A 13,051-nucleotide genomic window follows, 5' to 3' on the forward strand; every position below is an offset into this window, starting at 1 on the left:
CCTACAGCTTCGCGAGCCGGGTCAAGGTCTTTTGATGCTCATGCACAAAGTCGCGAGCAGTCGGCTGATCGCTGTAGAACGCAGCAGAATCGATGCCGTGGTCCTCGTCGAGACGCAGGTCTGCCCGAATCTTGTGAACGGTGCTCCTGTCAGCCTCTCGACCGTCGTCGCGATACGCAACCTGGGTACGGAGCGACCTGCGCTTGGGGATGCCTAGAAGGCCGCGTCCGGACACAACGCGGGTGATGTTGATCCGATTGCCGACGCCCGGTGCGGGCTCGATAACGCAGTCATAGTTCGCAAGTAACCGTCGCAGCTGGAGCCACTTCATTGGCTGTTCGCCGCGCTGCACGCGTCGACTATTCGCCTTGATCCACGCCGCGATGAGCAGCGCCTCACGGTCGGCCATCTCGGAACTGCCAGCGGGGACGAGGCCGTGCTGTGCGACCCGAAGGACGAATCGAAAGAGGTCGTCCTCGTGGCAGGTCAGCAGCAGGTCGTGGCGATCCAGGAAGACGAGCATCGCAACGAGCGCAGTCCTCTTGTTTCCGTTGTGGAACGGATGATTGTGAATCACAGAATGAAGCAATGCAGCGCCGGCCATCTCAACTGACTCGTACTTGCGCACCTCCCCGAACGTCGTCTGCGGCCTAAAGGCCGATGACTCGAGCAGATCCCATTCACGGACGCCACACGGATCACCGAACGGGTCCTCCGTTCCGGCGAATTCCTCGATCAGCACGCCGTGCACTGCATCAAGTTCGACGGCTGAGAGATAGTCCAACTCTCTGGCGCGACCGATCGTCTTCCAGACCACCGGCGTCATCTCCGGAGGCTTAGCCGGGCGCGCCCGGTTGGTGACCAGAGGTGATGCGCTCGCTCGGGCGTACTGCTTCAGCTTCGCGGGCGCTCCCTTGGGGAGCGTGCGTGCGCGATCGGAGACATCGATCTGGAGCCGCACCATTAGATCGGCCCAATCCTGGTCGTCGAGGCCGAGCAACCCCTTCCAATACGAAGGTGAGGCAAGTTGTTTCGCGAGCGCCAAACCCAGTGCACGACGAGCTACAGGCAGCGCACGGTCGGGAACCACGGACGACGCACCGTCGAGGTCATCGAGGCCCGCATCCCATAGCGCCACCAAGGTCTCATCTAGGTCGAGGCCGGCCTCTTGCGCGAGGTCCGCAACCCGTGCGCTTCTGCTCATGACGCATCCGCCACTACCGGATGCAGCTCTCGAACGTGATGCATCTACGCCAGCCCAGCGTAACGTTCGAAGAACTCGATGAGCTTCCCGAGCACGCGACCCTTCTTGGCCGCGTGATTGTTGTCCTTTGAGAAGCGCGAGGCGGGCGGCAGGATCCGCGTTATCGCGGTACCGCTCGTCGGCACGGCGCCGTCACGGAATGCATCGGCCACGAAGGTGCGCGTCTCGTCGGCCTTGAGCGCCTCGTCAGCGATGAGCTCGTCGAGCTCCGACTCGCGCCGCTCGGCGATGAACTGACGCCAGTCGTCGCCGACGTTGTCGCCGACCGACTGCGAGTCGACGAAGGCCATGATCAGGTCGCGCTTGTTGCGCAGGGTCGGGCTGGCGTCGATGGCCTTCTCGATGTCCACGACCTGGCCGACTGTCTCCCGGCCGGCTACCTTCGCCTCGCGCCACTTCCCGACCAGCATGAGGATGTAGTCGATGTTGACCTCGACCTGCTTGACAAGCTCGATCTCGAAGACGACGTCGTCGAGGATCGACTCCTTCTCCTTCTTCTCGCTCTTGCGGTGCTTCTCCCACAAGGCGTTGTAGATGCTGGTGTAGTTCTGCAGGTCGCGCGGCGACAGAGCGTCGTCCGCGGCGAACTCGTCGAACGAAGTCAGGATGTTGCGCAACTTCAGGAGCTCGCCAAACAACACGACGAACCGCTTCTCGGCCGCCTCGCCAAACGGCTCCTCCCCCGGTGGCGTCGTCTCGAGCAGCACCCCGACGACCTTGTCGTAGGCCGTCTTGTAGTCCTGGTAGGGCTTGAGCAGCACGACGCCGCGGGCCTCGCGGTTGCCGAAGAGCGCGAGTGCGTCGTCGACAGCCTTCTCGAGGTTCCGGAAGCAGACGATGTTGCCGTATGCCTTGACGGAGTTGAGGATCCGGTTGGTGCGGCTGAACGCCTGGATCAGGCCGTGGGACTTGAGGTTCTTGTCTACCCAGAGCGTGTTGAGGGTGGTCGCGTCGAAGCCGGTGAGGAACATGTTGACGACGAGCACGAGGTCGACGCTGCGGTCCTTCACCCGCTTGGCAAGGTCCTTGTAGTAGTTCTCGAACTTCGCCGACGAGGTGTCGTACGACGTCCCAAAGGTAGCGTTGTAGTCAGAGATCGCCTTCTCGAGGAAGTCCCGCGAAGAACCGTCGAGCCGCTCGGCGTCCATCGCCTCGTCGCCCAGGATCTCGCCGTCTTCGACCTCCTCGTTGGCGCTGTAACTGAAGATGGTGGCGACCTTCAGCGGCTGGTACGCCGGGTCGGCGGCCTTGCGGGCGGCCTGCTGCCTCTCGAACTCGAGGTAGTACGCCTTGAGCGCAGGGATGGAGGCGGTGGCAAACATCGAGTTGAAGCCGCGGACCCGCTTCTCACCGAGGTTGTAACCCTGGCCACGCATGGTCTTGGTGTCGAAGTGGTCGAGGACGTAGCTCACGTTCTGGCTGACCCGCTCGGGCGCAAGCATTACCTCTTCGGTGTTGATCGCCTCCACGTCCTTGTCGCTCACATGGTCGGCGACCTTGACGGTCTTGAGGTACGAGACCCGGAAGGGCAGCACGTTCCCATCGTTGATGGCGTCGACGATCGTGTAGGTGTGCAACCGGTCGCCGAAGACCGCTTCGGTGGTGTCGAGCTTCGCGCCTGTCGCGTTCTCGGGGAAGATCGGCGTGCCGGTGAAGCCGAAGAGGTGATACCGCTTGAACGCCTTGCGAATCGCGGTGCCCATGTCACCGAACTGGCTGCGATGGCACTCGTCGAAGATCACGACGATGTGTCCGCCGAAGACGACGTGGCCTCGACTGTGCCCGATGAACCGGAACAGCTTCTGGATGGTCGTCACGATGATCCGTGAGTTCGGGTTCTCGAGCTGCCGTGTGAGCTCGGCGGTCGACCTCGAGCCGTTGACCGAGTCCTTCTCGAAGCGGTTGTACTCCAGCATCGTTTGGTAGTCGAGGTCCTTGCGGTCGACCACGAAGAGGACCTTGTCGACGCCCTCCATACGCGAGGCGAGCTGCGCGGTCTTGAACGACGTGAGCGTCTTGCCGGAGCCGGTGGTGTGCCAGATGTAGCCGCCAGCGGCGGTGGAGCCGAGCTGCTTCATGGTGGTCGAGGTGACCACGCGCTGCAGGATTTTTTCCGCCGCGACGATCTGGTAGGGCCGCATGACGAGCAACGTTCGGGAGACGTCGAAGACGCAGTACTTGGTGAGCACGTTGAGCAAGGTGTGCTTGGCGAAGAACGTCTTGGTAAAGGCGGTCAGGTCGCCGATGCGCTTGTTGTTCGCGTCGGTCCACCACGACGTGAACTCGAAGGTGTTCGAGGTTTGCTTCTTGCCGCGCCGACCGCCCTCGGACTCCGCGATCCGGCGAGCGCGGGTGGTGTTGGCGTAGTACTTCGTGTGCGTGCCGTTGGAGATCACGAAGAGCTGGACGTACTCGAAGAGACCGGCGTCGGCCCAGAAGGACTCCCGCTGGTAGCGGTTGATCTGGTTGAACGCCTCCTTGAGCGCGACGCCGCGGCGCTTGATCTCGACGTGCACCAGCGGGAGGCCGTTGACCAGGACCGTGACGTCGTAGCGGTGCTGCCGCTCGACGCCACCACCTTCACCAACCGACTCGTACTGGTTGATGACCTGGACCCGATTGTTGTGGATGTTCGACTTATCGATCAGTTTGATGTTCTTGCTGGTGCCGTCGTCTCGGAGCAGGACCTGGATCGGGTCCTCTTGGATGCGGGCGGTCTTCTCGACGATGCCCTCGTTCTTCACTGCGACCTTCTCAGCGAAGAACCGCGCCCACTCGTCGTCGCTGAATGTGACCTCGTTCAAGATCTCCAGCTGCGTTCGCAGGTTGGCTTCGAGGTCGGCCGCCGAGGTGATCATCAGGCGCTCGTAGGCCTGCGACTGAAGCTGCTCGATGAATTCCTGCTCAAGCGCCGCCTCGGACTGGTAGCTCTGGGCGCTCGCCAGGTCCGGCACGTACGCCGCAACAACTGTGGACTCGTCGGAGACAGCGATCGGCTCGTAGCGCAGTGACGAGTCAGGAGCCTCCGTCATGCCGCTTCCTCAAAGGTCAGGAGCTTGTCGCGGTAGTACTCGTACTGCCTGCGGCGGGCCTCGATCTCGGCCGGCAGATTGATCGACAAGTCAGTCACCAGCGAGTCGAACTTGTTGAGCAGGGAAGCGATTCGAAGCTGGTCCGCCAGAGAGGGGATCGGAACTTGGACCTTCGCGAGCCGAGCCTTCGAGACGTTAAACCTCGTCACACCGCTGGCAGTTCGAACAAGCTCCGAGCGCATGGGGCCAGATCGAAAGAGGTGCTTACTGAACTCAGGATCAAGTTCGCCTGGCTGGTGCGGTCGGAATCCGATGCAGAAGCTGTTGAGGTACAGCGGGCCATCGGGCTCCGTGGTCACTACCGACGACATCGCTACGTCGGCAGCAGACTCAGACGATCCCGTGAAGACGACGTCCCCGCGCTGGAGCGACCGCTGGCGCTCGCCCGGACCAACCCGCACGAAGTCTTCACGCCGGGTGTCGACCGCGAGATTGTTGAAGACGTTGACATACGACACGAAGCGCGCGTTGCCATCGGAGAAGTCCGCTTTCGACTTGCCGGTGAGCCCTCCGAAGATGGACCCGAGGTCACCCATGGGAACCCACCGGACACCCGCCTCTTCAGGTAGGCTTAGCATCTCATCGCGATAGAACGCGTACTGCTGGGCCCGGCGGTCATGCTCCGCCTGAAGGCTTAGCTTCAGACCCGCGTGGAGCGACTCGAGTTTGTCAAGAACCTCAACCAATTCGCGCTGAACCTCGAGTGGTGGCAGTGGGACCACGAGGGATTCGAACTTCTTGCGAGACACGTACGCAAGTGTCGCGGCATTCGACGACGCCGTCAGTCGGTCCGTCATCGTGTGCAGCAAGTGAAGCAAGAAGCGATTAAGAATCTTGGGCCCGCAGACAAGGCCAATGAAGGTCTGATTCGTAACGAGTGGCCGAGACACGATGGCGTACCGCCCGATGGAGGCCCCGCTACACGCGGCGATGACCGTCCCGGCCGGCATGACCTTAAGGTTCATCGCTCTTACAACTTCCTCCGATACCGCGAGCCTGGATGCGGAAACTGACAGGTCCGTCCCTCGAATGTCCTCAATTCGGCACCACGGGATATCACCATCGAAGACCTGCGGTCGGTCCCTCATAGGAACGATGAAGTCGTCACATACCTCGGAGAGCGGGACGTGCGGGACACCATCCGGGCAATGCTCGATGAGCAGGTCGTGGAGGCGGCTCATGAACCTTCCTCCAACTCAGCAACGATCGCATCGATCTCATCCCGCAGAGCGGCTTGGCGCTCAACTGCTCGCGCGATCTCGGCGTTGAGCGCCTTGATGTCAATGGCTACACGGGTGTCCTCGGCCTGCACGTATGAACTGACCGCGATGTTGTAACCGTTCTCCGCGATCGTCTCGTGGTCGACCAGCATCGCGAAGTGGGCGACGTTCTCCCGCGTGCTGAAGGCGTCGAGGATCTTCTGCTGGTGATCGGCGGTCAGCTTGTTCTTGTTGCCCTGACGCGTGAACCCGGCCGAAGCATCGATGAACAGCACCTTGCTGTCGGTCTTCGACTTCTTGAGCACGATGACGCAGGTCGCAATCGTCGTACCGAAGAAGAGATCCGGTGGGAGCTGGATGACCGCGTCGACGTAGTTGTTGTCGACGAGGTACTTGCGAATCTTCTGCTCCGCTCCCCCGCGATAGAGCACGCCAGGAAACTCGACGATGGCCGCGGTGCCGTCGACCGCGAGCCACGACAGCATGTGCATCGTGAAGGCGAGGTCGGCCTTCGACTTCGGCGCAAGGACCCCAGCCGGCGCGTAGCGCTCGTCGTTGATCAGCAGCGGGTTCGCGTCGCCCTCCCACTTGATGGAGTACGGCGGGTTGGACACGATCGCCTCGAACGGCTCGTCGTCCCAGTGCGCCGGGTCGATCAGGGTGTCGCCGTGGGCGATATCGAACTGCTCGTAGTTGATGTCGTGCAGGAACATGTTGATCCGGCAGAGGTTGTATGTGGTCAGGTTGATCTCCTGGCCGAAGAAGCCCTTGCGGACCCCGCCTGGCAGCACCTTGTTGAACTTCAGCAGCAGCGAGCCAGAGCCGCACGCCGGGTCGTAAACCTTGTTGATCTCGGTCTTGCCGACTACGGTGATCCGCGCGAGGAGTTCCGAGACCTCCTGGGGCGTGTAGTACTCGCCGCCGGACTTGCCGGCGTTCGCGGCGTACATGCCCATGAGGTACTCGTAGGCGTCGCCGAACGCGTCGATGGTGTTGTGCGTGAAGCCATCGTTGCCGAAGTTCAGGTCACCGATCGCGTCGAGCAGTTTCACCAGCTTCTCGTTGCGCTTCGCGACCGTCGGGCCGAGCTTGCCGCTGTTGACGTCGACGTCGGCGAAGAGGCCCTTGATGTCGTCCTCGGAGTCGGCGCCAACCGCGGATGCCTCGATGTTGGTGAAGACCCGAGACAGGGTCTCGTTGAGGTTCTCGTCGTTGCGAGCCCGCTCGCGAACGTTGGCGAACAGGTCCTGGGGCAAGATGAAGAACCCCTTCTCGTTCACCACCTCCGCGCGGGCCTGCTCGGCGTCCGCGTTGCTCAGACAGCGGTAGTCGAAGTCCGTCTCGCCTGCCTTGTGCTCCGCGTCGTTGAGATAGGCGGTCAGATTCTCCGAAATGAAGCGGTAGAAGAGCATCCCGAGGACGTAGGCCTTGAAGTCCCAGCCGTCGACGCTGCCGCGCATGTCGTTGGCGATACGCCAGATGGTCTTGTGGAGCTCGGCCCGTTCAGCTTCTTTGATCATCTGACTCACGAGCCGAAGTCTGTCAGGGCGAGCCGACAGGATCGGCAGAACCACCCGAATCGACTGCTCTCAGCACTAGCCTGCAGAAGGTGAAGACTGACGTGCTCACGCCGCAAGCCGTGTTCTACCTCCCCCAGCACCTCGTGGTGCCGCTCTTCCAGCGGCCCTACGTGTGGGACGAGGCCGAGCAATGGTTGCCGCTGTGGCAGGACATCTCACGTCTCGCCGAGCTCCGGTTGCACAATCCTTACTCGCAACCGACGCACTTCCTTGGCGCCGTCGTCCTCCAGGCGCTCGACGGGCAACAAGGCACGGTTCCGGCCAAGAACGTGATCGACGGGCAGCAACGGCTCACCACCCTCCAGCTCTTCATCGACGCCGCGGCGGCCGTGTTCGAGAGCCACGGTCTCGACGGCCACGCAGAGCAACTCGCCGCATTGACCCACAACCCCGGGCGCGCCGGCGTGATTGAAGCCAGCCTGAAGCTCGCCCACACCAACCAGGACGGCGACGCGTTCCTTGAAGTGATGGACGCGGAAGTCCCGGTGGTGCATGAGTCGTTGAAGCACGCCGGATCCCGGATCACGCGTGCCCATGCCTACTTCGTCGGTCGGATCGACGACTGGCTCGGGGACGCCGACGACGTACGAGCCCGTGCCGACGCGTTGACGCAGTCCGTCAGCCAAGGACTCCAGCTCGTCGTGATCGACCTGCTTGCTCAGGAGAACTCGCAAGAGATCTTCGAGACCCTGAACGCGCGAGGCACCCCCCTCACCGCAGCCGACCTGATCAAGAACTTCGTCTTCCAGCGCCTTGAAGCCGAGGGCGCCGACACCCGGCGCGCCTACGCCGAGGACTGGCCGTTCGAGTCGAAGTTCTGGGAGCAGGAGGTCAGCGTCGGTCGCTACACGATGAGCCGCAGCTCGCTGTTCCTCAGTCAGTGGCTCGGGAGCCGACTCGGCGAGGAGGTCAGCCCGCGCCAGACCTTCGTCCGCTTCAAGACGTACGTCGACTACGAGGCCGGCATGAATATGTCCGAACTGCTCCTCGCCATCAAGGCCCAGGCCGAGCTCTACCGCACCTGGAACGAGCACGCCGCGGAAAGCTCCCACATCCTGACTCGCCCGGAGATCGCGTTCTACCGGATGACCGCTGGAGGGGTGGAGCTCCTCAAGCCGGCGATCATCTGGCTCTACGATCCGACATTGTCGATCCCCTCCACGATCGCCGACGAGGTCCTCGGGATGCTCGAGTCGTGGGTGGTGCGACGCCAGATCCTCCGACTGACCTCCGCTGATCTGGGGCGCATCGTCGCCGACATCATCAAGAGCAACAGGGTCACGCCGGCTGCCGAACTGGTCGCGAGCGTCCGGCATCACCTCAGCCGACTCAACGTTGCGTCAAACTACTGGCCAGGGGACGACGAAGTCCGTGAGCACCTCAGGACCGAACAGGCGTACCGGCGATACCCACGCGGCCGGATGCGTTTCTTCCTCGAGGCGATCGAGGACCACTTGCGTGCCAAGTACGACTACCCGCAGGTGCCACGCCTCGGATATCCGATCGAGCACGTCCTGCCGCAGAAGTGGGAGGCGAGCTGGGCTGTTAGCGGCTTGGAGGCCGAGCTTGCCCGCAGCGAGCACGTCCACCGGATCGGCAACCTCTCGCTGCTGACCTCGAGCCTGAACAGCACCATCTCGAACGGCCCGTGGAGCACCAAGCGCGAACGGATCTTCGCCAACGATGTCATGCTGCTGAACCGCTACTTTCGCGATGCCGAAGGCTGGGACGAAGCCGCCATCGATCAGCGCACCGCCCTTCTGACCGACCTGCTGCTCCAGATCTGGCCCGTTCCGGAGGGCCACGCCGGCTCCATCAGCGACGCACCGGCCAAGGAGAACGCCTGGGTCGAGGTCAAGCACCTTCTCGCGGCCGGCCTACTCGAGGCCGGCACCGTCCTGTCGTCGCGACCTGGCCGGTGGGAGGGCATCGAGGCCACTGTGCTCCCGGACGGCCAGATCGGCGTCGACGGCAAGACCTACACGAGCCCGTCGAGTGCCGGCTACCACGCAAAGGGCGGCCGGGCCACGAACGGCTGGACGTTCTGGCAACTCGCCGACGGACGTCGGCTCGCCGATGTCCGTGCGCAGTACCGCGGCGACAAGGCCGACAAGCCGGCCGGGTTCGACTGGTCCCGGCTCCACGAGATCCTCGCCGCGCTCCCCGCCGGCACGTGGACGTCGTACAGCGACCTCGCCGACGCGATCGGGACGGCTCCTCAGCCGCTCGGCACACACATCACCCGGTGCCAGCAGTGTTCGTATCCGTGGCGGGTGCTGACCTCCGACGGACGGGTCGCCGCCGGATTCGCCTGGTCGGATCCCAACGATGATCGCAAGCCAGCGGATCTGCTCGTTGAAGAAGGCGTTCGGCTGGTCGACGGCGTCGCCGATGGCGAGCAGCGCCTGGATAGCGAGGCGCTCACGACGCTGATCGAGGACGCCGACTGACGGCCTGACGGTCAGCCACAACCTTCCTTCCATCCCCCATCTCCGGCGTTCTCTCCACTCCCCGCGCCTTGCCCTCCCTCACCCTTCATCGCCAACCATCAACGGCTCCTCAACTCCTCCCTCAGCCGCCCCCTTCTCACCTCCACTTCCGGCGGCACGCATGCTACGAAGGAAGGGTACAAAACGGCGTCTGACCTGCGATTTTATGGTTACCAACGGTTGTTGATGGAGGTGATCTCGGGTGCATGGCGGGATGAAGGTCTACCGGGGCGCGGCAGCTGCGGCGCGGCACTACGTCGAGGCTGATCGCGCTCGCGCCGACGATTACTACCTCGCCGAGGGCAGCGGCGTCGCGATGCGGATCTCCGCCACCCCGGATGCCATCGAGCACCGCGCAGACATGGATGGCGACACCTACGAGCAGTGGGTCGCCGGGATCTCCCTCGAGACCGGGCACCCGAAGGGGCGACTGCGGACCGATGGGCAGGGCGTCAGGTTCGCGGAGGTCACCGTCAACGGACCGAAGACCTGGTCGCTCGCGGCGGCGCTGCATCCTGAGATCGCCGAGGCGTACGACCGCGCGCAGATGGCCGCGGCCGAGGAGATCGTCGGCTGGCTGGCCGAGCATTCGACCACCCGGATCGGGCCGCGCGGGCGACAGCTGCAGATCCCGGTCGAGGAGATCGAGGCCGCGGTCGTACGCCACTACACCTCTCGCGCCGGCGATCCCCACCGCCACCTGCACCTCCAGATCAACGCCCGGGTCCGCGCCGCCGGCGCCTGGCGCGGCATTCACACCGTCGGCGTCCGCGACAGCCTTGAGGCGATCAACGGCATCGGCCACGCGGCCGTGATGACCGACCCCGAGTTCCGGGCGGCGCTCGCCGCGTACGGCTTCACCCTCGATCCGGAGACCGACGAGATCACCGAGCTGGCGCCGTACGTCGGTGCCTTCAGCACGCGGTCCCGGCAGATCGAGGCGAACATCGACGCCTACGAAGCCACCTGGCGCACCGAGCACCCGGGCGACGAGCCCGGGCCGGCACTGCGACAGATCTGGGATCGACGGGCGTGGGCGGACGCGCGGCCGGACAAGATCGTGCCCACCTCCGGCGACGACCTGCGCAGGCACTGGGTCGAGGAGCTGCACGACCTCGGCTTCGAGGCGCCGACCAGCGCGGCGTACGGCGGCGCCCTCCGACCGGGCACGATCGATAGGAATGCGTTCGTCGATCTCGCGCTGATCCGGCTTGGCTCGCGGCACTCGGCCTGGAACGCCGCCGACGCCCGTGGCGAGGTCGAACGGCTGCTCGCCTCGACCGGCGAAACGGTCGACGGCCCGATCCGGCGCGAGCTTGCCGAGGATCTGACCGCCCGAGTGGTTGGCGCCTCCACTCCCCTGCTCGCCCGCGGCGACGTGCCCGAGCACGTGCGCGCACTGACCTCCGAGGAGGTACTCACCGTCGAGCACGCCCTCGTCGAACTAATCGAGCACCGCGCCGAGGCGACCGGCATCGCGATCCTCGAAGGCGCGGCCGGCGCCGGCAAGACCCGGCGGCTTGCCACCTACCGACAGAAGGTCGAGGCGAGCGGCCATCGGATGTTGGTCGTCACGCCGACCCGCAAGGCCGCCCAGGTCGCGGCCGCCGAGGTCGGGACAGGGGCGCACTCGGCCGCGTGGCTGCTCCATCAGCACGGCTTCCGCTGGGACGACGACCATGGGTGGGGCCGCGTGCCTGCAACGCCGGTGGCCGCCGCCGAGATCCACCGCAACGATCTTCTCGTCGTCGACGAGGCGGGCATGCTCGATCAGGACACCGCGCTCGCGCTCCTCGTCCTAGCCGACGAGACGGGCGCCAAGCTCATGCTTGTCGGCGATCGTCACCAACTCCCCGCGGTCGGGCGCGGCGGAGTTCTCGACCTCGCGATCCGGTACGCGCCGGAGCGGGTCAGCTCCCTCGATGCCGTACGCCGCTTCGCTGATCCCGCCTACGCCGATCTGTCGCTCAAGATGCGTGATGGCAACGAGCCCGGCGAGGTCTTCGACGAGCTGCTGCACCGTGGCGAGATCGTCATCCATGCCAGCGACGTCGAACGCCAGGATCGCCTCGCCCTCCGGGCAGCCGACGGCGAACTCGTCGTCGCCGACACCCGTGAACAGGTCGGGCGGATCAACACGACCGCCCATCGCTTCCGGGCCATGACCGGTCAGGTGTCCGATGCCGTCGCGACCGCAGCCGGCGACCGGATCGGAGTCGGTGATCGGATCACGACGCGGCGCAACGACCGCGATACCGACGTCGCCAACCGCGAGACCTGGACCGTCATCGGCGCCGACGACAGTGGGCTGACCATCCGAGGCGACTCCGGCACCCGCCGCCTGCCGCCCACGTACGTCCGGAACCACGTCGAGCTCGCGTACGCGACCACCGCTTACGGCGCCCAAGGCTCGACCGTCCGGACGGCGCATGTCCTGATCGGCGACCACACCGGCGCCGCGTCCGCGTACGTCGGCATGACCCGCGGCCGTGAGCACAACGTCGCGCACCTCGTCGCGGAGTCGGTCGACGACGCACGCCGCCAGTGGGTCGAGGTCTTCGTCCGCGACCGGGCCGACCTCGGGCCGACACACGCGCGCAAGCTTGCTGGCGAGGCCATCGAGAGGTACGGACCAAGCGCGCCGAAGCGTCGCCCGCAGACGGTTCGCACCTGGCAGCGCGAGGACGACGTCGCCCTCCGACCCTCGAGTTCTCGCGACGTCCCAGGCCTCAGTCTCTAATCGTCCGGATCGGGCGGCTGCGGTGGACGCGGATCGAAACGGGTCCGCTTCTGCCGCCACGGCTTCCCCTTGAGCTTCGGCAGATTGCCGTAGTCCCGGATGCGCGCAGTCGGTGTCTCCTCCGACATGCGCAGCGAGTTCTCCTTCCCCCACCGCTTCGGCCACAGCGCCCGTTGGATCGTCGGCTCCCATGCCTTGCGCACCGGATCGGGCAGCTCGAGCTCTTCCCACAGGTCGACCAGCAGGCCACCGTCGATCCACCGGAGCATCTGCTGCGGGAGGCATCGGCGGATGAGGATCTCGTACGCCCGGCGCCGCTCATCGCGCTTCGACAGATTCCACGTGTCGTCCGCTCCCGGCCTGATCAAGTCAGGGAGCCACAGCAGAACGAAGCAGTACGGCGGCGGGACGGCCCAAAGCTTGTCGGGCACCCAGAACGGGACGATCCCCTCGGGGTGCAGCTCGATCCAGTCGACCCGCGCCTGCAGCATCAGCTCGTGATCCGTGGCCTCGATGATGCGCGATGCCGTCTGCAATGACGGCGCCTTCGTCCCCCGCTCGTACGCCGACAACGTCGCCTGCGAGGTGCCCGCCAGCATGGCGAGTTCGGCCTGCGTCATACGACTCGCACGCCGTGCCGTCTTGATCAGACGAGCCGGATCCACA

7 protein-coding genes are annotated in these 13,051 nt (G+C 64.7%); 2 read left to right on the forward strand and 5 right to left on the reverse strand.

Features of this window, described 5'->3' with window-relative positions; genetic code table 11:
- Window position 1: 1 nt before the first annotated feature.
- The 4 genes from KSO98_RS08680 to KSO98_RS08695 are packed head-to-tail and all read right to left on the reverse strand — an operon-like array spanning window position 2 to window position 7,096.
- Window positions 2-1,204: a type II toxin-antitoxin system death-on-curing family toxin gene (locus KSO98_RS08680; RefSeq protein ID WP_225284888.1), complete on the reverse strand. Its 1,203-nt coding sequence runs from the start codon at window positions 1,202-1,204 to the stop codon at window positions 2-4.
- Between the two features lie 44 nt (window positions 1,205-1,248).
- On the reverse strand, window positions 1,249-4,296 hold the full coding sequence (locus KSO98_RS08685) for a type I restriction endonuclease subunit R (RefSeq protein WP_225284890.1): 3,048 nt from the start codon (window positions 4,294-4,296) through the stop codon (window positions 1,249-1,251).
- Entirely contained in the window at window positions 4,293-5,537 is a 1,245-nt protein-coding gene (locus tag KSO98_RS08690; protein WP_225284893.1) for a restriction endonuclease subunit S, read from the reverse strand. Before KSO98_RS08690 ends, KSO98_RS08685 begins: the two co-directional genes overlap by 4 nt.
- The gene (locus KSO98_RS08695; RefSeq protein ID WP_225285310.1) at window positions 5,534-7,096 is read right to left on the reverse strand and encodes a type I restriction-modification system subunit M; all 1,563 of its coding nucleotides are present in this window, start codon (window positions 7,094-7,096) and stop codon (window positions 5,534-5,536) included. Before KSO98_RS08695 ends, KSO98_RS08690 begins: the two co-directional genes overlap by 4 nt.
- Window positions 7,097-7,185: 89 nt before the next feature.
- Between KSO98_RS08695 and KSO98_RS08700 the strand changes: the two genes are divergently transcribed.
- Together KSO98_RS08700 and mobF are read left to right on the forward strand one after the other, a co-directional pair.
- Window positions 7,186-9,606, forward strand: a complete 2,421-nt coding sequence (locus KSO98_RS08700) for a GmrSD restriction endonuclease domain-containing protein (protein WP_225284895.1) — start codon at window positions 7,186-7,188, stop codon at window positions 9,604-9,606.
- A gap of 253 nt (window positions 9,607-9,859) precedes the next feature.
- On the forward strand, window positions 9,860-12,385 hold the full coding sequence (mobF, locus tag KSO98_RS08705) for a MobF family relaxase (RefSeq protein ID WP_225284897.1): 2,526 nt from the start codon (window positions 9,860-9,862) through the stop codon (window positions 12,383-12,385).
- Here mobF and KSO98_RS08710 read toward each other — a convergent pair.
- Complete coding sequence (locus KSO98_RS08710; protein WP_225284899.1) at window positions 12,382-13,050, reverse strand: helix-turn-helix domain-containing protein; 669 nt, start codon at window positions 13,048-13,050, stop codon at window positions 12,382-12,384. The genes mobF and KSO98_RS08710 overlap by 4 nt on opposite strands.
- Between the last annotated feature and the right edge of the window lies 1 nt (window position 13,051).

The organism is Nocardioides nematodiphilus, from assembly GCF_020216525.1.
GTDB classification, from domain to species: Bacteria; Actinomycetota; Actinomycetes; order Propionibacteriales; family Nocardioidaceae; genus Nocardioides; species Nocardioides nematodiphilus.

What these genes read in the sequence shown, in the direction of transcription:
- KSO98_RS08680 (WP_225284888.1), bottom strand. Translation starts at nt 1,204, where the DNA reads ATGAGCAGAAGCGCACGGGTTGCGGACCTCGCGCAAGAGGCCGGCCTC.
- KSO98_RS08685 (WP_225284890.1), bottom strand. Translation starts at nt 4,296, where the DNA reads ATGACGGAGGCTCCTGACTCGTCACTGCGCTACGAGCCGATCGCTGTC.
- KSO98_RS08690 (WP_225284893.1), bottom strand. Translation starts at nt 5,537, where the DNA reads ATGAGCCGCCTCCACGACCTGCTCATCGAGCATTGCCCGGATGGTGTC.
- KSO98_RS08695 (WP_225285310.1), bottom strand. Translation starts at nt 7,096, where the DNA reads ATGATCAAAGAAGCTGAACGGGCCGAGCTCCACAAGACCATCTGGCGT.
- mobF (WP_225284897.1), top strand. Translation starts at nt 9,860, where the DNA reads ATGAAGGTCTACCGGGGCGCGGCAGCTGCGGCGCGGCACTACGTCGAG.